Source organism: Rossellomorea sp. SC111 (genome assembly GCF_024733565.1).
Taxonomy (GTDB): domain Bacteria; phylum Bacillota; class Bacilli; order Bacillales; family Bacillaceae_B; genus Rossellomorea.
In genome coordinates, this window is record NZ_JANIOC010000002.1 from 314,770 (window position 1) to 333,758 (window position 18,989).

The 18,989-nt window shown below is 40.9% G+C and carries 20 protein-coding genes; 3 read left to right on the top strand and 17 right to left on the bottom strand.

The window, feature by feature from the left end; genetic code table 11:
* Positions 1 to 88: 88 nt before the first annotated feature.
* Positions 89 to 1,498 carry an N-acetylmuramoyl-L-alanine amidase gene (locus tag NQ095_RS03755; protein ID WP_258262152.1) on the bottom strand — a complete coding sequence of 470 codons (1,410 nt, stop codon included), beginning with the start codon at positions 1,496 to 1,498 and terminating at the stop codon, positions 89 to 91.
* A gap of 641 nt (positions 1,499 to 2,139) precedes the next feature.
* On the opposite strand from NQ095_RS03755, the gene NQ095_RS03760 reads away from it, so the two are divergent.
* Positions 2,140 to 2,766: a glycosyltransferase gene (locus NQ095_RS03760; protein ID WP_258262153.1), complete on the top strand. Its 627-nt coding sequence runs from the start codon at positions 2,140 to 2,142 to the stop codon at positions 2,764 to 2,766.
* A gap of 54 nt (positions 2,767 to 2,820) precedes the next feature.
* Here the strand turns inward: NQ095_RS03760 and NQ095_RS03765 are convergent, their stop codons facing one another.
* The 3 genes from NQ095_RS03765 to NQ095_RS03775 all read right to left on the bottom strand — a co-directional run bounded on the left by NQ095_RS03765 (position 2,821) and on the right by NQ095_RS03775 (position 6,012).
* A complete protein-coding gene (locus tag NQ095_RS03765) occupies positions 2,821 to 3,393 on the bottom strand; it encodes a sugar O-acetyltransferase (RefSeq protein WP_258262154.1) in 573 nt (190 codons plus the stop codon).
* 222 nt (positions 3,394 to 3,615) lie between these two features.
* A complete protein-coding gene (locus tag NQ095_RS03770) occupies positions 3,616 to 4,908 on the bottom strand; it encodes a M20 family metallo-hydrolase (RefSeq protein ID WP_375162801.1) in 1,293 nt (430 codons plus the stop codon).
* A gap of 234 nt (positions 4,909 to 5,142) precedes the next feature.
* On the bottom strand, positions 5,143 to 6,012 hold the full coding sequence (locus NQ095_RS03775) for a sulfite exporter TauE/SafE family protein (RefSeq protein ID WP_258262156.1): 870 nt from the start codon (positions 6,010 to 6,012) through the stop codon (positions 5,143 to 5,145).
* A gap of 79 nt (positions 6,013 to 6,091) precedes the next feature.
* Here NQ095_RS03775 and NQ095_RS03780 point away from each other — a divergent pair, with 79 nt between their 5' ends.
* Complete coding sequence (locus NQ095_RS03780) at positions 6,092 to 6,928, top strand: LysR family transcriptional regulator (RefSeq protein WP_258262157.1); 837 nt, start codon at positions 6,092 to 6,094, stop codon at positions 6,926 to 6,928.
* A gap of 54 nt (positions 6,929 to 6,982) precedes the next feature.
* Here NQ095_RS03780 and NQ095_RS03785 read toward each other — a convergent pair whose 3' ends face one another.
* The 13 genes from NQ095_RS03785 to NQ095_RS03845 form a co-directional block, all read right to left on the bottom strand.
* Positions 6,983 to 8,206 (bottom strand): dicarboxylate/amino acid:cation symporter, encoded by a 1,224-nt coding sequence (locus NQ095_RS03785; protein WP_258262158.1) that lies wholly within the window; start codon positions 8,204 to 8,206, stop codon positions 6,983 to 6,985.
* Positions 8,207 to 8,341: 135 nt separating this feature from the next.
* Positions 8,342 to 9,274, bottom strand: coding sequence for an NAD(P)H-binding protein (locus tag NQ095_RS03790; protein WP_258262159.1), 933 nt, complete (start codon positions 9,272 to 9,274; stop codon positions 8,342 to 8,344).
* 51 nt (positions 9,275 to 9,325) lie between these two features.
* On the bottom strand, positions 9,326 to 9,895 hold the full coding sequence (locus tag NQ095_RS03795) for a TetR/AcrR family transcriptional regulator (RefSeq protein ID WP_258262160.1): 570 nt from the start codon (positions 9,893 to 9,895) through the stop codon (positions 9,326 to 9,328).
* Between the two features lie 130 nt (positions 9,896 to 10,025).
* A complete protein-coding gene (abc-f, locus tag NQ095_RS03800) occupies positions 10,026 to 11,711 on the bottom strand; it encodes a ribosomal protection-like ABC-F family protein (protein ID WP_258262161.1) in 1,686 nt (561 codons plus the stop codon).
* A gap of 469 nt (positions 11,712 to 12,180) precedes the next feature.
* Positions 12,181 to 12,960 (bottom strand): SDR family oxidoreductase, encoded by a 780-nt coding sequence (locus NQ095_RS03805; protein ID WP_258262162.1) that lies wholly within the window; start codon positions 12,958 to 12,960, stop codon positions 12,181 to 12,183.
* Positions 12,961 to 13,010: 50 nt separating this feature from the next.
* Positions 13,011 to 13,391: a VOC family protein gene (locus tag NQ095_RS03810; protein WP_258262163.1), complete on the bottom strand. Its 381-nt coding sequence runs from the start codon at positions 13,389 to 13,391 to the stop codon at positions 13,011 to 13,013.
* A gap of 234 nt (positions 13,392 to 13,625) precedes the next feature.
* Positions 13,626 to 13,808 (bottom strand): hypothetical protein, encoded by a 183-nt coding sequence (locus NQ095_RS03815; protein WP_258262164.1) that lies wholly within the window; start codon positions 13,806 to 13,808, stop codon positions 13,626 to 13,628.
* A gap of 160 nt (positions 13,809 to 13,968) precedes the next feature.
* On the bottom strand, positions 13,969 to 14,388 hold the full coding sequence (locus NQ095_RS03820; RefSeq protein ID WP_258262165.1) for a GNAT family N-acetyltransferase: 420 nt from the start codon (positions 14,386 to 14,388) through the stop codon (positions 13,969 to 13,971).
* A 164-nt stretch (positions 14,389 to 14,552) separates the two neighbouring features.
* Positions 14,553 to 15,482: a sigma-70 family RNA polymerase sigma factor gene (locus NQ095_RS03825; protein WP_258262166.1), complete on the bottom strand. Its 930-nt coding sequence runs from the start codon at positions 15,480 to 15,482 to the stop codon at positions 14,553 to 14,555.
* Between the two features lie 180 nt (positions 15,483 to 15,662).
* The gene (locus tag NQ095_RS03830) at positions 15,663 to 15,896 is read right to left on the bottom strand and encodes a hypothetical protein (protein WP_258262167.1); all 234 of its coding nucleotides are present in this window, start codon (positions 15,894 to 15,896) and stop codon (positions 15,663 to 15,665) included.
* Between the two features lie 20 nt (positions 15,897 to 15,916).
* Entirely contained in the window at positions 15,917 to 16,117 is a 201-nt protein-coding gene (locus tag NQ095_RS03835; RefSeq protein WP_258262168.1) for a hypothetical protein, read from the bottom strand.
* 89 nt (positions 16,118 to 16,206) lie between these two features.
* On the bottom strand, positions 16,207 to 17,364 hold the full coding sequence (locus NQ095_RS03840) for an ABC transporter permease (RefSeq protein ID WP_258262169.1): 1,158 nt from the start codon (positions 17,362 to 17,364) through the stop codon (positions 16,207 to 16,209).
* A complete protein-coding gene (locus NQ095_RS03845) occupies positions 17,354 to 18,106 on the bottom strand; it encodes an ABC transporter ATP-binding protein (RefSeq protein ID WP_258262170.1) in 753 nt (250 codons plus the stop codon). The genes NQ095_RS03840 and NQ095_RS03845 overlap by 11 nt, the downstream gene beginning before the upstream one ends.
* Before the next feature lie 165 nt (positions 18,107 to 18,271).
* Here NQ095_RS03845 and NQ095_RS03850 point away from each other — a divergent pair, with 165 nt between their 5' ends.
* Positions 18,272 to 18,970, top strand: a complete 699-nt coding sequence (locus tag NQ095_RS03850; RefSeq protein WP_258262171.1) for a LytR/AlgR family response regulator transcription factor — start codon at positions 18,272 to 18,274, stop codon at positions 18,968 to 18,970.
* Positions 18,971 to 18,989: the final 19 nt, after the last annotated feature.

Genomic DNA, 18,989 nt, shown 5'->3' on the forward strand with positions numbered 1-18,989 from the left:
GACTGACTAATGTATTTGTTGAGAAAAATGAGTGTATTTTCTTATAAAGAAAATGAAGAGTGCTGCTCATTCAGCACTCTCTTGCAGCCTACTTTAATTTATCCAGAGCATTATTCAGCAATATTTTCTGACTTTCAATTGATTTCAGGGCATTGTCAATATTTCTTTTATATATAGAAAGAATACTTTGACCATACGTAGTTCCTGGTACTGCCCACTTTCCATTCAGATCCGTCCAGTTCTCGGCAGAACCCCTGGCGACCAGTGAAAATCGCGGGTCGACAAGAGGTGTACCTGCAGGAAGTGGTTCAGTTGATGCGTACGCATAAAGGTGCTGAATGTGTGCGAGTACCCCCTGGTCAGGCGTAGCGAATGAAGCCCCATCGTTTCCAGGTCCGGTTGTACCGATTCCTGCATAGTTATTCTGCGAAGGTTTCACTTGTCCTGTGAATCTGAAAAAATTGGTTTCGTGAATGGCTTGAGCATATGCAATATCTCCACGGATACCATAAAGATTCCCGTAAAAAATGTAGAATTCACCCACCATTGGTGCGGAAGGATTCACGGTTTTGGCATACTCATTTAATTGCTGGGCTTGGATAATAGCTGATCCCTTAATGGAATACTCGATACCCGGCGGCTGTGGGGGCTGGGTAGGTTCTGGTGGAGAGGTTGGCGGAGGGTCCGTCGGTATAGGAACTGGAGCAGACCCTTCACTTAGAAGGAAGGCATCAATCCCAACACGACTTATTGCGGTTATCTGATCTTCTGCATTTTCCCTCACTGAAAAAGCTCCGGTTTGAACCCTGTAATAAGTTCTCCCTGAAACGACTACAGTATCAATGAAAGATTCAAATGATGCCGCTTTCAACTCTTTCACCCGGTCTTCAGCATTCTTCCGTTCTGTAAATGACCCTGCAATCACTTTGAAAAGTGGCAAATTGTCCGATTCTTTTGCTGGAAGTGAAAGTGCTTTTGCCACTCCTTTTGCAAGTGAAATTCCTACTGCCTGTCTAAATTTTAAATCAATCAAAAGTGCAACTTCCTTTGAATTGTCAACAAACAAAACTTCGACAAGCATCGATGGTATTTTTGTTTCACGGAGTACATGAAAGTTTGCCCTCTTCTTTCCTCTGTCTGTTACTTTGAATGGTTTAACGGCCGCTATTACTTCTTCATGTATGATTTTTTGATAAGATAAAGTCTGTGTCGGCACACTTCCATTGTATACATAACTTTCAAACCCCGTCCCTCCACCAGCATTATGATGGATGGATAAATAAAAATCCAGGTTCGAACGATTGGCAAGGTTGGATCTATCTGACAGAGATAAGGTTTGATCCCCAGTCCTCGTCATTAACACCTTCACATTGTAATTCGACACTAAATATTCCCTGACCACAAGTGCTGTTAAAAGATTGAAGGTTTCTTCATTTCCTTTATTTGTTGCACCAGGATCAGATCCTCCATGTCCTGGATCAATCATGATAGTTTTCAATTAACTTCCTCCTAAGAGCTTGACATATAGTACTATATTCACATAGGGACAAGCATGCTTGGACAATATCCAATCGCCATCTCTTTTCAATATAAAAAGAGTTCCCTGCTAAGGAGCAGGAAACACTTTTTTTATTACGACTCTATATTGTGGAGGGGACTTTCTTATAGGGTTTAGTTTTTCTTTCTCTCTATTGTATTTCGAAAAACGCGTTCTTATTCACTTTATTCATTATCATTGTATTGCTTGACAGGCGGAGTTCCATACTGTGATCGCTTCAATTTTTTCAGTATGAACTGTTGATCTTATAACCATTGTTTCTTTACCTTAATATGGGGCCTAAGAGTTACCCCAAACTGTGCAACGTACGGATTCGAGAGGGAAGGAGATCCCATTTCTAAATTGGCATGAGTTACGGATGGACTGAGAAAAAGATACTGTAGTATTTTTCTTGCCAATGCATCACCTCCATAGAACACTTTATGTCGAAAGTGTCGGGTTGGTGAGGACAAGCAACTCAATTTTTTTGAAAAATGGACAACTTTTTTCAAGTTAAGATATCTTCTAATCATAAATTAATGAATGTTTGACTTAAAGAAGCAAATGATAAAGTTAGTACAATTATGATGGGAGGAATTCAGTTGAAAAAATTTACGATTCTTTTGCTTATCGTCTTGTCTTCATTCTTTTCATTACCCGGAATGGCAGCAGCCAAGCAGGATTCTTGTTTAAGTGAAGCTGGTATAAAGGCCAGAGAAGAAATGAGGATATTATGGACCGATCATGTTTTCTACACAAGGAATTATGTCATTAGTGCAGTCGATGGGTTGGAGGATACCGATATAGTATTGGCAAGGTTGCTTCAGAATCAGAAGGATATCGGGAATGCAATCAAACCCTATTATGGGGAAAAAGCAGGGAACAAATTAGCAGATTTATTGACCGAACATATTGTACTTGCAGGAAAAATCGTAGATTCTGCGAAAGGTGGTAAATCAGCTCAAGTAGAACAACTTAATAAAGAATGGTATCAAAATGCCGACGATATTGCCCGATTATTAGCAAGCGCCAATCCCTATTGGTCTGAAAAGAAATTGAAAGATTTGCTATACATGCATCTACAGTTCGTTACCGATGAAGCAGTGGCACGCATTCATAAAGATTGGAAAGCTAATATCAAAAGCTTTGATGAAGGGAAGGCACATATTCTTCATTTGTCTGATGCCTTATCTGATGGAATCGTGAAGCAATTTCCTGAAAAATTTTAACTAAAGGGGCTGGGGTTTGGTTTCCCAGCTCCTTTTACTATTTTATTACTACCATTACCTTTTCTCTTCTAAATCAATTTCCTTGATGACGCGGGCAGGATTACCACCAATCACTACGTTGGATGGAACGTCTTTTATCACAACCGCACCAGAAGCAATGACTACATTATCCCCAATGCTCACCCCTGGGTTAATGATTGCCCCGCCGCCTATCCAGCAATTGTCCCCAATGGAAACAGGCTTTCCATATTCAGGTCCCTTGTTACGCTCGATGGGATTGACAGGGTGAGTCGCTGTGTAAATATGTACCCCGGGGGCGAGCATACAATTTTCTCCGATACTGACGTTGCATACATCCAATATCACACAGTCAAAATTAGCAAAGAAGTTGTTTCCTACGTGAATGTTATATCCATAATCGCATCTGAAGTTTGGTTCTAAATAAACCGTTTCTCCCGTTGAACCGAATAGCCGTTTTATTGTAGAAACTCTTTTTTCCCCTTCTTCCTCCGTTGTTAGATTTAACAATCGCGTTAAATAACGGGCTTTTTTTCTCTCTTCGGTTAATTGTGGATCCCATGGTTCATAAAGTTCACCATTAAGCATTTTCTGTTTTTCAGTTTTCATGTAGACCTCCATCGATAAGTAGCTTTGGTTTAATATTATCTAATATTTCTATATGGTGCAAACGATTGCACCATTTCCGGATATACTCCCATTTTGATTTTCTTGACAGGTGTGACTATACGGTAAATGAGGCTATCTCTTTACTATGTTAAGAGATAGCCTGGCCAGGTGAATGTATACCTTGGTCGTAGTAGGACAGAATTACTGCTCAAAAGTTACTCTTTAGTTTTTATCATTTGAAGAGTACCCGACTTTATCCTGAACAAGGTGATCGACCCTTTGTTCCTGACAAATTCGCAGTGCGGTGGCGTATAGAAGCTGCACACCTTTTTCGATATCATCCATCTCGGCAAACTCCAATGGATTGTGACTAATTCCTTTTTCACAGCGGATGAAGATCATTCCATAATCACTTATATAAGACATGATCAGGGCATCATGGAACGGACCACTCATCAAGGTAGGAGAATCGAATCCGAGCTTTTCGTCTTCTTCTTTCATGACTTGCTTGATCCATTCTGCACAGTACCTTGGTTCACTTCGTGTATCTTCTTTGATGTCGTATTTAAGATGATAAGCAGAAGCGGTTTCTTCTATCATTTGATAAAGTTTTTGTTCGAGTTTTGTCCTTGCTTCAAGATCAATATCACGAAGATCAATTGTAAACTCTACCTTTTCAGCAATAATGTTTCTGGAATTCGGAAACACCTGCATACTTCCTACTGTCCCCACCGTTGTATCGGTACCTTCTAATTTAACCAGTTCATCGAATTTGCGAATAATTTCCGATGCGCCGATAAGAGCATCCTGTCTCATCTTCATGGGAACGGATCCGGCATGGCCGGCAAATCCTTCGAGTGTAACCGTCAACCAAATCGGCCCTGAAATTCCTGAAACAATCCCTACCGGCTTATCTTTTCCTTCAAGCACCGGTCCTTGTTCTATATGAAGCTCAAGAAAGGCTGCGATATCACCCTTCTTATAAACAGGGCTTTGTGTCAGGTCTGTATCGACACCAAACTCCTTCAGTGCTTCCCTTCTCGTCACCCCCGACTTGTCTTTTCGCTCGAGTTCCCCTTCTTCCAGCATCCCTGCCAAAGCCCTCACACCAAAAATGCCCTTATTGAAACGGCTTCCTTCTTCATCAGAAAAACAAATCACTTCAATGGTCCGTTCAGGAATGATTCCATTATCCATCATGGTATGAACAACTTCAATTGCTCCAAGTGCCCCCACTGTCCCATCGAATCTGCCCCCGTAAGGCTGTGAATCAATGTGAGATCCAAGAATAAGGACTGGTTTGTTTTTATCCTTTCCTTCCACCCTGCCGATCAGATTGCCAAATCCATCAATCCTTGCCGTTAATCCAGCCTCTTCCATCCATCCTTTTACCTTATCCACCCCCTCTCGATCTTCTTTCGAGTGAGCCAGGCGGCAAACGCCAGTTTCCCCAATTTTTCCGATTTCAGCTAACTCTTGCAGATGAAGGCATAATCTTTTTCGATTGATAGTCAATAGAATCATCCTTTGTTAAAAAATTTTAGACTTATTACCATTGTACGGTCTATTGTCTCGCTAATCATTAGACAGATTGTCAATAAAAAATGAAACAAGATAAGAAGGATAAGGTCAATACTTACTTCAGATCTCACTTATAAAAATAGGTTCTCTACCTTAACAACTTTATCCTTCCAACTTTCAAAAATAAAAAAAAGAGAGGGGAATCCCCTCTCTCAAAAAATGGTTTCATCAATAGTTTGCTGTTCTCTTTGAGTGCTGTTGTGAATAAATCAACACTCCGAAGAATACAAGTATCGCTCCCAGTATCAAACCGAGTGAGACTGTTGCTATAGAAAGCATCTTGAATATGACACTTACTGCAACGACCATATACAGGACAGCAAGCATCCGTTTTACAATGACTCCGGAGAATCGCTTGAGCTGGACAGAACCGATTGGTGTCCCAATCAATGCACCGATGATCAACAAGATTCCATGGCGGTAGTCAAGTGACTCCCCTGTGTACATATATGAGGTGATACCTGACAAAACGATGATGGAAGCAGCAGTAATACTCGTTCCAATCGCTTTGTTCAAATCAAGTTTCAGCCACTTTGTAAGTAAGGGCGTCATGACAAATCCCCCGCTGACACCCATAAGGGATGATATCATTCCCGTGAATAGGCCTATAAAGGGAGCTGCAAAGACCCCTTTAGGCCTCGAGTCCTGTTGTCGTTTGCTTAAAAACTGGTAAGAAAACCAACTTAATATGCCAATATAGACAATTGAGATGAATGTCGATGCCCCGTTGATGGCGTCAAGCCATTTTACAAATGGCACAGTTACTACAGAGCCTACTACTCCGAACACTCCAAGGAGAACCGCTAATTTCTTAGACACATTCTTTAATCGCAGATGTGATAAAGTACCTGTCACAGTAGACCCAAGGGTAAGCATTAGGGATAAAATGATTGCCTGACTAGGCTCATATCCAAGGACTAATAAGGTAGGAGTCAGAACAATTCCGCCACCTATCCCAAAAAAACCTGAGATGACGCCAATGACTGCACCACCTATCATAAATAAAATCCATTCCATGTCGTACGTCACTTCCTTCATAAAACATTATACCTCTATATAAGTTATAATAGAAATGAATAATGATAATATAGTCGATTACGTTTATTAATGGAGGTATATGATGCAACTGGACTGGATCCGGACGTTTGTTACTCTCGCTCAACTTCAGCATTTCACCAAGACAAGTGAATACCTGAATTTATCTCAACCTACTGTCAGTGTCCACATCAAAAAGCTGGAGCAAGCCCTTGGAGTAGCACTCATCCACCGTTCCTCCACCAATCAGCACTTTGAATTGACGCCTGCAGGAGAACGGGTATTTGAGCAGGGAAAAAAGATGATGGAAATATGGAGGACAATGGAACAAGCGAATCAAAAAAAGCAGGAAATTCAATTGCGGATTGGGTCCACTCACACCGTCAGTGATGTTCTTCTTCCTGATTTTGTAAAAAAGATCAAGGTCTTATACCCTCAAATCCGTTTACAATTGATGATTCACAATCACGAGACGATAGTGGAAGCATTGAATTCAAACAATCTCGACCTTGCCCTCGTAGAAGGAACGAAAGGATTAGAACCCTTTCAACTAGAGGTGATCAGTCGGGATGAGCTCCGCTTCTTCGCAAGCAACAGGATGAACCTGCATTCTTCCCCATTCATCCTCAGGGAAAAAGGATCCGGAACGCGGGAATATGCGGATGAATTCTTAAAGTCAGAGCGAATCGTACCGGTTGAAGTCCTCGAAGCAAGCAGTCATTTCTTAATCAAACAACTCGCCGTAAGAGGACTCGGAATCGCATTTCTTTCAAGCTCCATGGCCAAAGACGAAGTGCTCCAAGGCAAACTCGTCCCCATTGAGCCCTATGTTGTCCACCGCCCCATCTATGCGGTATATCCTGAAACTGCAACTTCAGATCCTGTCATAAAGGAACTGATATCCTTGATTGAACATTGAATTAAATAGAGGGACGGACCTTGTTTTCAAGGTCCGTCCCTCTTTCATAACAAATTAGCCGCTTTTTCCTTCTGAATGATCGACGACAGCAGCACCGACGATGTCACCGGTTACGTTAGAGGCTGTCCCTCCCATTCCGATGATGGCATCGACACCTGCAATGAGGGCAACTATTTCTAGTGGTAAGCCGAACATCGTTAAGACCGCAGATAATGTGACCAATCCGGCAGCTGGAACTCCAGACGTTCCAATAGATAGTAGGGTCCCGACGAGTACGATCATTAACAGGTCTGTAACAGAAAGATGTAGATTCGTCACGTTTGCTGCGAATACAATCGATACACCCATACGTAAAGCTCCCCCGTCTGAATTGAAGATAGCCCCTAAAGGTAAGGCAAAATTTGCCGTTTTTTCAGAAATACCGGCTTTCTTGGCAGACTGAATGGCTACCGGCAAGGAGGCGATACTACTGGATGTAAAGAAAGCAGTGCTATATGCTTCTTTCGTCTGTTTGAAAAAAGGTATGACAGAATTACCCGACAGCTTCAAGAATCCAGAATATACTACAACCCAGAGAAGAAGAATCCCCAGATAAAAGACCCCTACAAACTTCAGTAGGGATTGGATCGTTTCCCACCCCTGCTGACCAAATGTAGCCGCACTGATGGCAAACACACCGATGGGAGCATAAGCCAACACCCCTCTTAAGAGGATATAAAACATTTCGTTGAAGGCAGTGAAAAATTTATCCAATAATTGACCGTATTCTTCCATCTTGCTCTCTGTAGAAAATTTCATCCACGAAATGGCTATCCCAATGATGATCGCCAGGAACATAATGGCGAGAGTATCACCACCGGCAAAAGCCTGGAACAGATTATCAGGAATGATTTGCAGTAAAACATCCCCAAACTGCGGTGTTTGCGGTTCTTCCACTTTTGTATTAGGCAGTTCTAAACTTGTACCAGGATTGAACAGGAACGCCAAGCCAAGACCGATGAATACAGCGGCTGCCGTAGTGGCTGCATAATAAAGAATCAGCTTCCACCCCATCCGACCAAGCTGAGTCATACTCATCTTATTCACTGCTTGAACCACGGTGAGAAATATCACCGGAATGGCAATCAAGCTAAGAAGGTGAATGAGCACCGTCCCAAATGGTTTTAAGATTCCGGCATCTGATTTAAAGACAAGGCCGACGATGATTCCTAATAGGAAACCGACCGACATCTTCAAAACAAAAGGCACTTTCATATATTGCTTCCATATGTACTTCATTTCATCTACGTCCTTACCTATATTTTTTTCAGATATTCATTATATCACTATTATTGGAGGAGGGACGGACCTTGTTTTCAAGGTCCGTCCCTCACAATTATAAAAAATTTATATTCAGTTAAGTAATTCATTACGCTAAGCATTCATATACGCTATCGTATCCTTTATCCCCTGCTCGAAGGGCGTTGCTTCTATTTTCCCCATGAACGCTTCCAATTTTTCACCTGATAGAAGTGTAGGTTCTGAATTAATATACTGCATCTCCAATGCTTCACGCATTCCTTTACCAGCAAAGAGGGCGAAGAGAGAAAACATCGGTTTTGAGATATAGTAAAGCCCTTTTTCTTCTCCGAGAACCCTTTTTATGAGCAGTTCAAATTCAATACCGTTCGTTGGTGTGGCACCAGGTATATTCCAATTTTGATTGTAAGCTTCATCAATGCAAGCCAAGTCTACCATTACCTTTGCTCCGTCCTTTGTATAAATGAATTCGCGAGAAATATCCTTCGGTCCGACAAATCCCGCCTTTTTCTTTTTCATAAGTTGATCAAGGGTGAAGTGAATATAAGTATTTTTGGCGTTCGGTCCATAAAAGTCGGGAAAATGGCAAACCAAAGTCCGTACAGAAGACGCCTTCAATAAGTGGTCCATATCTAAACGTAGCTTTCCTTTCTTCGTATGAGGATGCTTCTCAAAGTCCTCTCCCAGCTTTACTCCACCGCTTTTTCCGTATGCATAAATATTATCAACCACAGCGAGTTTAGCATTATTTCTTTCTGCAGCAATGATAATATTTTTCGTGATCATACTTAGCTTCCCGCTCCATTCTTCATAAGGAAGATTCATTGCATGAAAGATTATTTCACAGCCTATAGCGCATTGGATAAGGTGGTCGGGATTTTCAGCATCACCGGTCCGGATAGTTACTAGTTTCTTACTGCCAAATAATTGAATCAGTTTCTCCTTACCCCTTGCAAATGCAACTACCTCGATTCCCCTGTTGATTAATTCCTCTACGAGAGCATATCCCATTCCACCTGATGCTCCAATGACCATAACTTTATTCATTTTTCTTCCCCCTCATTAATTAACCACCGGTCAAATAATTTCAAAAAAATTTTATCCTAAGGATTTCAGGATAAAATTCACATGTGACTCTGCAAGGTTCCCTACTTCAACATATGTGTCATCACAACGGCAGTAGTGACTGACAAACCCATGTAAAGATAGAAATATAGACCATGTCTGCTGGATGCTAATTTTTTTGTTACTCAATAGGATAATGGCTTTAGCAAATTTTTCATAAGATTCGTTCGGTCCATTATTCACATAGCTCTTCACTTCATCATCAGATAATAAAAACATCATTTCATACTGACTTTTATGCGTCATACCAAATCGAATGTAAGCAAGGAGCACTGCCTTCAACCTTCCTTGATTATCCATCTTTTGATTCATTACGTCATCAAGCCATTGATCTAACAATTTGAAGTCACTTTCAATTATGGCATAGAATAATTCAGCTTTGTTTTTAAAATGATAGTAAATTGATCCATGACTATAACCCAGTTCAGATGCAACCTGCCTTATGGAAACCTGTTGATACCCTTTTTTAAGAAATAACTCCCGTGCAGCACCCATTATCATTTCTTTTGTGAGTTCATGTTCTACTGCTTTCCTTGGTGACATATTATCAAACTTCCTTTTATTGACCAGTGTTTAATTAAATAATAACGACTATCCCAGTCAATTGTCAACATTTTAATTCCAACATTTAGAAATAGGGACGGACCTTGTTTTCAAGGTCCGTCCCTCACAATTAAAAGTCTCTTTCCTCTTTACTTCGCTTTTCCATTTCTTTTTTATAATCATCATAGTTGCCACTGTAGCTTTTTAATGTATAATCCTCAACGGCGATGATTCTTTCTGCCATTCTATTGATAAAATATCGGTCGTGGGAGATGAAGAAAATGGTACCACTGAATTCGTTCAGGGATTCCTCAATCGTTTCGATCGTTTCGATATCCAGATGATTCGTCGGCTCATCCAGAATCAATAGATTGATATCCTGAAACAATAACAGAGCAAGTTTTAATCGGATTCGCTCTCCCCCTGAAAGGTGTTTTACTTTCTTGAAAACACTTCCTTTGTAAAACATAAACTTCGAAAGATATTCCCGAGCCTTACCTTCCAGTATATTGATGTTCTCCCGGAAAGCATCAAGGACGGTGACCTCTTCGTTTTTAAATGTTATGATTTGAGGTAAATAGGCGGCTTTTACATTTGCCCCAAACTGAATTACACCTTCATCCGGTTGATCTTCGCCGATAAGCATCCTTACGAAAGTGCTTTTTCCGCATCCATTTGGACCCAGCATTCCCACTCTTTCTCCATGACGGACCATGATATCAGTATTGGTAAATATCAATTCTCCCCCAAACTGTTTCGACAATCCAACTCCTTTAATAGTCTCTTTCCCCGGTCTTCCTGAAGCTTTCACGTCAAGTTGTATATTCCTTCTTTCAAAAATGGGTTTATCGATTTGCTCCATCTTGGATAACTTCTTCTGAACGCTTGCTGCCCTTTTAAAGAACTTCGTATTATCAGCTCGCATTGCCCAATCCCTCAAACTTATTACCGTATTTTCCATCCGTTTGATCTTCTTTTGCTGCTCCTTGAAATGTTCGTATTGCACTCTCATATTCTCCTCTTTTTGAAGAACAAAAGAAGAGTAATTCCCCTTATAGGTAATCGATTTCTTATCTTCAATTTCCACAATTTTTGTGACTACGTTATCTAAGAAATAGCGATCATGGGAGACAATGAGGACCATGCCTTTATAGCTCTTCAGGTAGCCTTCCAGCCATTCGATCGATGACATATCCAGGTGATTCGTCGGTTCATCCAGGAGCAGGACATTTGGCTGATGGATCAGCAGCTTCCCTAGCCCGACGGTTGTTTTTTCTCCTCCGCTTAACAAGTCAAAGTCACGGTCCAGCAAACTTTCTGTAAGCTGCAGTCCCGTACAGACCTTGCTTGTTTTCTCAACCCTCTCATAACCACCCTTTACTTCAAATAATTGAATGAGATTGCTGTATCGATTCAAAGCTCTATCAAGGTCATTCCCTTCCAACACTCTCATCTCATTTTCCAATTTACGCATTTCTAATTCGATTCGATCTACTTCTTCAAATGCTGAATTAAGGACATCCCTAGCCGTCAGCCCTTCCGGGTAGCCAGGCGATTGTTCCAAGTACGCACTTGTAGCCCCCTTTGATAGGTGAATGAGACCTTCGTCATATCCATAGCTTGAAGTCTGCGGGTACCCAGGATAATAATTCATCGGCTCAATGCCTGCAATCACCTTTAAGACTGTACTTTTCCCGCAACCGTTCTCCCCGACGATTCCCACTTTGTCTCCTTGATAGACTTCAAGAGAAACATCTTCAACGACGAGTGTCGCTTCCATATATTTTTTGATTCCATTTACTTTTAACTCCAACATATGCGTTCCTTCTTTCCTTCAAAAATGAAGTTACGCTAGTTATGGTCAGGTCAAAAAAGGATTTACTTCTATTCAATTGCAATAAAAAAGACCATAAGAAGGGAATCCTTCTTACAGTCTTGTATCATGATCAACATCTAATCCATAAAGAAGCCCCAAACGTCATACATAATGCTGACGTAGCTTGCCTCTTTGTGAAAATATAATCTGATATCAGGAAAGTAAGTTTCCTTCTAATTGCCTAATTCCATAAAGAGCATAACAAATAAGCCCATCTTCCATAGGCATTTTCAGCTCATTACAAAATCCGTATTAATTTAAAAGATAAATTAATCAGCAATTAGTTGGTTCCATAAACTTACTATCCCTCCCCGTAACATTTTCATTATTATCTCATTAATAGATAATTTTGTAAACGGAGGGACGGACCTATCTTTCTAAAAAACAGGTCCGGCCCTCACTAAATCGATTACTTTCCTAAAAAACCGCCTTCGGATTTGATCAATTGTCCTGTGATCCAGCCGGAATCTTCACTGGCTAGGAATCTGATCAGTCTTGCAGCGTCCTCTGATTCCCCGATACGGCCGCTTGGAAACATGGGGAGTAAATGATCTCTAATCTCATCAGTAATCCACCCTGAATCGGTCGGACCGGGATCGATTGAGTTTACGGTGATCCCAACAGGTGCAAGTCCGACAGATAACGGTTCCGTTATCGCGATCAACATTCCTTTTGAGGCTATGTATGCTAAATTATTTGGGTCCGGTCCTTTTGAAACCATGTTGATAATCCGACCATGATTATACCCGGGGAAAGCTCTCTCATATCGCCTTGCAAACTCCATTGTCAACAGTATGGTACCACTATTGTTCACTTGATAATGCTTATCAAGAATGCTTTTATCAAGTGTACGAAAGTTCGCCGACGCTTCGTATGTTGCGTTGTTCACTAATGTTGTGGGGGTGCCTAGAGTTTCCTGTACTTGGTCCATCAATCGTGAGGGAGCTGTTTCGTCACTCAGATCCAGCTCCATATGAGCAGCGCGCACTCCTATATGGAGCAGTTCCTTACATAGAAGATGAGGAAAGCGATGATCTGCTCCCGTTCCACTCATTTCATCAAATGAACTCAAATGAGTAAAGAAGACATCTGCCCCCGCACCTGCAAGTAATCGGCAAATGGCTGCCCCAATTCCCTTGTCCCTGCTTACTCCCGTCACAATGGCTATTTTGCCTGTCAGATTGGTCATAATGTGTTTACCTCCTATTTATAGAAGCGAGATTCCTGTTAGTTATCACCTTAAATATTTTCATAGATTTCCAATAATGCACCCTCGGGATCACGGAAATGAGCGACCTTCATCCCCCACTCCAATTTCTCCATGGGTTTTGTAATGAATTCCACTTTTTCTTTCAGTTTTTCATAAGTATCCTCGACACTCGTCACCTCAAATACTAAAGCAAAACGTTCGCCTTGTTCCATCTCTTCAACGTACCCAGAATTAAGCGCATTCGTCATCTGTTTCCTCTCAAAAATCCCTAAATGCGTTTGCCCAACTTTAAATTGCCCATACAGGGAGTTTTCATCACCCCATGATACTTCAAAGCCAAGGGTGTCTCTGTAAAAAAGAAAGCATTTTCTATAATTGTCCACCAGTATTCTGGTATGTGTTAATTTCAATTTTAAAACCTCCCTTGACGATCTATTGCTACCAATTATTTCAAATCATTTTGTTTCTGACAATCTTTTTTTATATTTTAAAAAGTGCGAGTTTTGTAATAAGTGAATAATTTGATAAAGGAATGTTTTGGAATATTAAAAAGCCCAGTAACTCTGTACTGGACTTTTTTAAATCGATTGATGAAAAGTGAAATGGATAGAATAACAGGGGTATAAATTTATAGCGTGGTCACGTCATTGCCCTGTCCCTCCCCCAGAGTCCCGTCCGCCACCCATAGTATAGTTTCGGTCTTCCCCTGGTTTCGCTCCAGGATCTATCCCCGGAGTGTGTCGGTCGTTCCCTCTTCGCTTGCGTCTGATGTCAATGGCTAACGCAAATAATATTGTTCCTGCAATTAAAACAACAAACCACAGCATTTATATCTCCCCCTTATCATCATATGTTGAAGATGGAATTCAAATGCAATCCTCTTTTCATATATGATCAGACAGTTAAATAGGTTTTACGTTCATTGCGTTCTTGAAAAAATGAAATCTGATTTAAAAAGTGTGATCGTGACGTGCCCTTAATATCATCTTAATGCTCCGTAAAGGTCTTTCTGAATCCATAAAACGGTCTGTATCCTTTTTGCTCATAATAGGTATGAGAAGACGTGTTGGTCAGCATTTCAATTCTCGTCTTTGGAAATAGCCCATGAACGTATTTCAGCATAGCATCGCCTATGCCCAACCCGCGGAAATCTTCGTTGACTAGTAGTTCACAAATAAACAATGATACAGATTGATCCGTAAGTCCTCGGATATACCCGATGACACGCCCATTAAACTCTGCTACATATGCAATGTTCGAATGGTCCCATGCATCCTTTGTACTTACCATATTTTCCACAAGATTATTCCACTTTTCTTCTCTATTTAAAGTATGTATATAGAAAAAGTCTTCCGTTTCATATGCCCTTATTTCTATGAGGTCTTCATTTTTCAATCGTATTTGCAACTTGGATCTCCTCCCTTTGTTCTAACTCTCTACCAAATCACTTCATTCCAAAGTTAAACAAAAAATAAAAGAAAGTTATGACTATACATTAACATAATTATCCATAAAACCTGATTTTTTTAAAAAAAGAAGCTCAATCATCAGATTGGCTTCCTTTACTCCTGTTAATCCCATTCCACTACAGGCTTGTCGATTTGCGGTGGAATCCCCAATTCTTCACAAGCGGCAAAAATCAATTCTTTTCTAAAGTAGTAACTAATATGATGCACAATCTTCCCATTCTCCACTTCCTGGTACTGAATATCATGGATTTCAGGTCCGTTCGTTCCCTCAGAAAGTATGATGATGACAGTTCGGCCCCATAAGCTGTATTCTTCAGCTCTCATACCAGGGAGGCCATATTTCATAGACCCGGAACGCATTTCTCTCTTGCTGTATTCCTGGAACCCGAGGGCAGCCTCATTGTGGGCTTCTTCACTGATCAATGTCAGAACGGCTTCAATATCACCCTCATTCATTGCTTTCAGATAGGCTTGGATGACCGGATGAGTTTCAGCTACCGACTCTTGAGTCCTGCTCTCCTTTAGATCGACAGATTGCAACTTCTCTTTCATTCGACGGACCGTTGCATAAACCGCTCCTGGAGTCGTCCTCACCATACCCGCCACTTCCCTGGCATCGAATCTGAACACTTCTTTTAACAAAAATACCGCCACCTGCCTGGGGTAAAAAAGATCAAATAGGATGTGTAATGCTTCCTCTGCCTCCAGACCATCTGTGAAGTCTTCAAGAGGAAGTTCATCTTCTTCAAGAAGACCGACATGTCTTTTTTCTTTACGACATTGGTCAATCCACGTGGTTGTCGCCAATCGATACAAGTAGGCTTTCGGGTTAGTCGGGTGCCATCGCTGATAATAACCTCCGAAAGCTTTTAGCATGGTATCCTGAAATAAATCCTCTCCATCCCATGGTGATCCAGTTAAGTACCGGCAATACCTCCACAAGCCTTCTTTGAATTCTTCCATCATGGAATTGAATTCAATCGCCAATTCCCTGTTTTTTTCAGTAAATGATTCTTTCATTTTTTCCTGCATGTTCATCCCCCTCTAATTTATCATTCATATGTAAAACGTTTAAACAATGCAAAATTATACGGAAACAGCAAAAAATTAGTGAAGAATCTTAATATCCTTTTATTTTACCATAATATTCAAAATGCTAGCATAATAGAAAAAGAGGACTCCCTGATTAGGAAATCCTCCTAGTAAACCCTCTCAATTCTTCCGTTCATTTCCCCTCTTGAAATTCCCTGTCACTTTTGCCATGATCAACTGAATTCCTTTTTCATCATTAGCATCGTTAATTTTTTTCAAAAATTTACCGGCTTCTCTCCCTCTTAAAATTTTCACCTGCTTTCCCTCATATTCAATAAATACAGTTTGATCTTTAAGGACACGGTAGTGAAAAGGAGAATCTTCCAGTCGGTTTCGTTTATCAATATTGTCCATCGCTTATTTTTCCCTTCTTTTTATATTTGTTCGTGTTGCTTCTTTTTAGCAGCCTGCCAAGTACGAATCATACTTGGTACACCTACCGACATACTTATCACAAAACTCCACATCACGTACATCCATTGACCAGTGTAAAGTGCTACACAGATGAAAAACATCAGTTGACCCAAGAGAGCAAACCATGAAGCGATCCATGCGAAAGTAAGATTCTCCTTCATCCCCAACCTCCTCTGATTTCCAAAAGATAATTTGATCAATATTGATTGTAAAAGCCGTATCTTTTCAGAACGCTAGTTTCCATTCCACTTTAGTTCATCACCCATTTATCCTTCAAAAATAGAACTCTGCCAATGACAAAGATGATCACCATAATCACCAGATTGCTTCCTATCGTAATCGCGATGTGCTGATAATCGACCACACCCATCAGCAATTCTTTGAATTGGCTGAATAGGTTCAATATCGGGATGGCAAAATGTTTAAAGGTAAGTTCATTTAGTCCGACATTTGTGATGAACATGCCCGGGAACGCTGCAAGCATCATGATTGGCGCACTATAGCTCCCTGCTTCTTTTACGGTTTTTCCTAAAATGCTTGTGATCATCTGGAGTGAAGCGATAAACACGGCATACACAATGGTAAGCAACAAGGAGATCCCCACTATCACATAGACATTCTCACCAAAGGATACTGCATCTTTCAGGTTTTCTGTGAATAGCGTAATCTCAATGGCAAGGACAATGAGCGTGACAAGACCTGTAATGACACCTACGGAAGCAATGGTCAACCACTTGGAAAGCATTAATGTGGATCGTTTCACAGGTGTCATGAGCAAAGCTTCCATTGTTTTCTTCTCTTTTTCACCTGCGAACAAGTCTGCAGCCGACGGTGAGGTTCCCACTCCTATGGATATGGCAAGGATTAAAGGAACAAGAAAGGATAACAGGAACATACTCCCCTCGTCATCAGACACTTCCTCCTGTGTGATGGTGAATGGCTGGATGATGGAAAGGTCCGTCCCCTCAGCTCTCAACCTTTCTGACGTAACTTCTTTTTCAAAGGCGGTGAGGGCATTTGTAGTCGCATTCATGAGGTTGCTGGAGTTCTGGCTGAAGGAATCTCCGATTAAGGTGATATCCGCTTCTTTTCCATCATTGATATTTTGAATGAAATCATCGCTGACAATCATGGCAACAAGTGCCTCTCCCTCTTCTACGGCTTTCTTGGGATTGTCTGTTTTAACTAATTCAATGGTTTCATATCCTGAGAATATTTGAGAGATTTCCTTACTGACGTTGGAGTCCACTGCAAGGGCATACGTGTCACCTTCGTCATCGGAAACCATATTCTCATAGAAAAACACAAGTCCACTCATCATAAAAATCGGAAGAAAGACGGTCAATAGAAGGGTTCTCCGGTCTCTGAAACTGTCTTTCAATTCTTTCAGGTAGATATTAAGAAGCATAGTGTTCATCCCCTCTCACCAATTTACTCATAAAGATATAATTTAGGTCCCTGCTCTTTTCAGTCTTATATAATTCTTCAATATCCCCTTGGTACACCAATTCTCCTTTATGCATCATGGCTACTTTGTCACATAGCATGGAGACTTCTTCCATGATATGACTTGAGAAGAGGATAGTCTTTCCTTCTCTCTTCAACTGATGTACAAGCTGGCGAAACACATTTGAGGAAGTGATGTCGAGACCGGTCGTCGGTTCGTCAAAGAGAATGATTTCCGGATTATGAATCAGGGTTCGTGCGATGGCGACCTTCTGACGCATCCCTTTAGAAAATCCGCCTACCCTTCGATCAAGATAATCTCTCATCCCGAACATTCTCGATAAGTCATCGATCCTCACCTTCGTTTCGTGTTTGCTTAACCCGTACAATCGAGCGAAGTATTGAAGATTTTCCCTTGCAGATAGTCGGTCATACAAACCGGTCTCCCCTCCAAATAAAACGCCGATCTTTGTTTTGATTTCATTAGGTTCCTTTAAGGTATCGTGACCGGCAACTTCTATGGAACCCTCGGTAGGTGTCAAGAGAGTTGCAATCGTCCTTAGAAGCGTCGTCTTTCCGGCACCATTTTCTCCTAACAGCCCGACCACTTCCCCTTTTTGTACCGACAGAGAGACATGTTTTAAAGCTGAGACATATTTCTTCTTATCTTTAAACTGTTTCGAAACTTCATTTACTTTGATCAATTTCCTCACCCCATCTGACAATATTGTATTTTCATCTTACAAATATTTCGAATGAGAATCTTTACTTTTGTCGCGAAAAGTCCGTTTCTTGTCGTGAAAATGCCAAATTCTTCTTTAAAGATGGTAAAATGAAGGAGAACTTCAAAAGATGCGAGGGGAATGGAAATGAAGATTGGTCTGGTAGACGATCGAATGATTGACTTAGATAAATTGAACGGCATCGTTTCCCGTGCACAGAATGTGGAGATCGTCTTTTCCACCACCTCCGCCGAGGAAGCCTATGACCAAATCAAGAAAGAAACCATTGATGTATTGATTGCCGATATTGAAATGCCCCACCTATCAGGTTATGAATTGGCAGATATTATACACTCACACGCACTGAACATATCGGTGATTTTCGTAACGGCAAATAGTGGATATGCTGTCCACGCCTTTGAACTGAACGTCCACGACTATATTATGAAGCCTTATACAAATGACCGCCTGATGAAATCAATCGATCGCCTCATGGAAAAATCGAGATCGGCTGAGTTGAAAGGACGGCTTTATTTAAAGCAAAAAAATGACATACATATTGTTCAGAAGAAAGATATCGTCTTCATTGAGAGATCTGGCAGGTCAACGACGATTTACACTAAAGAAGAGAGCATCAAGACCTACCTGACCTTGAATGAGTTGGAAGGAGAATTGCGTGAAAGGGATTTCATCCGTTCCCATCGCTCCTTTATCATCAATATACACTATGTAAAGAATTTCTCTCTCTATGCGAAGAATTCATATGTGATTACATTTGAAGGAATAGAGGCACAGGCGATGATCACAAAGGAGAAAGTAGAGTATTTGCAACAACATTATTTCTAAAAGGTGGAGCCCGTTGTGA

What these genes read in the sequence shown, in the direction of transcription:
- NQ095_RS03765 (WP_258262154.1), bottom strand. Translation starts at nt 3,393, where the DNA reads ATGAAAACTGAAAAACAGAAAATGCTTAATGGTGAACTTTATGAACCA.
- NQ095_RS03795 (WP_258262160.1), bottom strand. Translation starts at nt 9,895, where the DNA reads ATGTCACCAAGGAAAGCAGTAGAACATGAACTCACAAAAGAAATGATA.
- NQ095_RS03850 (WP_258262171.1), top strand. Translation starts at nt 18,272, where the DNA reads ATGAAGATTGGTCTGGTAGACGATCGAATGATTGACTTAGATAAATTG.
- NQ095_RS03780 (WP_258262157.1), top strand. Translation starts at nt 6,092, where the DNA reads ATGATGCAACTGGACTGGATCCGGACGTTTGTTACTCTCGCTCAACTT.
- NQ095_RS03790 (WP_258262159.1), bottom strand. Translation starts at nt 9,274, where the DNA reads ATGAATAAAGTTATGGTCATTGGAGCATCAGGTGGAATGGGATATGCT.
- NQ095_RS03815 (WP_258262164.1), bottom strand. Translation starts at nt 13,808, where the DNA reads ATGCTGTGGTTTGTTGTTTTAATTGCAGGAACAATATTATTTGCGTTA.
- NQ095_RS03825 (WP_258262166.1), bottom strand. Translation starts at nt 15,482, where the DNA reads ATGCAGGAAAAAATGAAAGAATCATTTACTGAAAAAAACAGGGAATTG.
- NQ095_RS03805 (WP_258262162.1), bottom strand. Translation starts at nt 12,960, where the DNA reads ATGACCAATCTGACAGGCAAAATAGCCATTGTGACGGGAGTAAGCAGG.
- NQ095_RS03830 (WP_258262167.1), bottom strand. Translation starts at nt 15,896, where the DNA reads ATGGACAATATTGATAAACGAAACCGACTGGAAGATTCTCCTTTTCAC.
- abc-f (WP_258262161.1), bottom strand. Translation starts at nt 11,711, where the DNA reads ATGTTGGAGTTAAAAGTAAATGGAATCAAAAAATATATGGAAGCGACA.
- NQ095_RS03840 (WP_258262169.1), bottom strand. Translation starts at nt 17,364, where the DNA reads ATGCTTCTTAATATCTACCTGAAAGAATTGAAAGACAGTTTCAGAGAC.
- NQ095_RS03785 (WP_258262158.1), bottom strand. Translation starts at nt 8,206, where the DNA reads ATGAAGTACATATGGAAGCAATATATGAAAGTGCCTTTTGTTTTGAAG.
- NQ095_RS03835 (WP_258262168.1), bottom strand. Translation starts at nt 16,117, where the DNA reads ATGAAGGAGAATCTTACTTTCGCATGGATCGCTTCATGGTTTGCTCTC.
- NQ095_RS03775 (WP_258262156.1), bottom strand. Translation starts at nt 6,012, where the DNA reads ATGAAGGAAGTGACGTACGACATGGAATGGATTTTATTTATGATAGGT.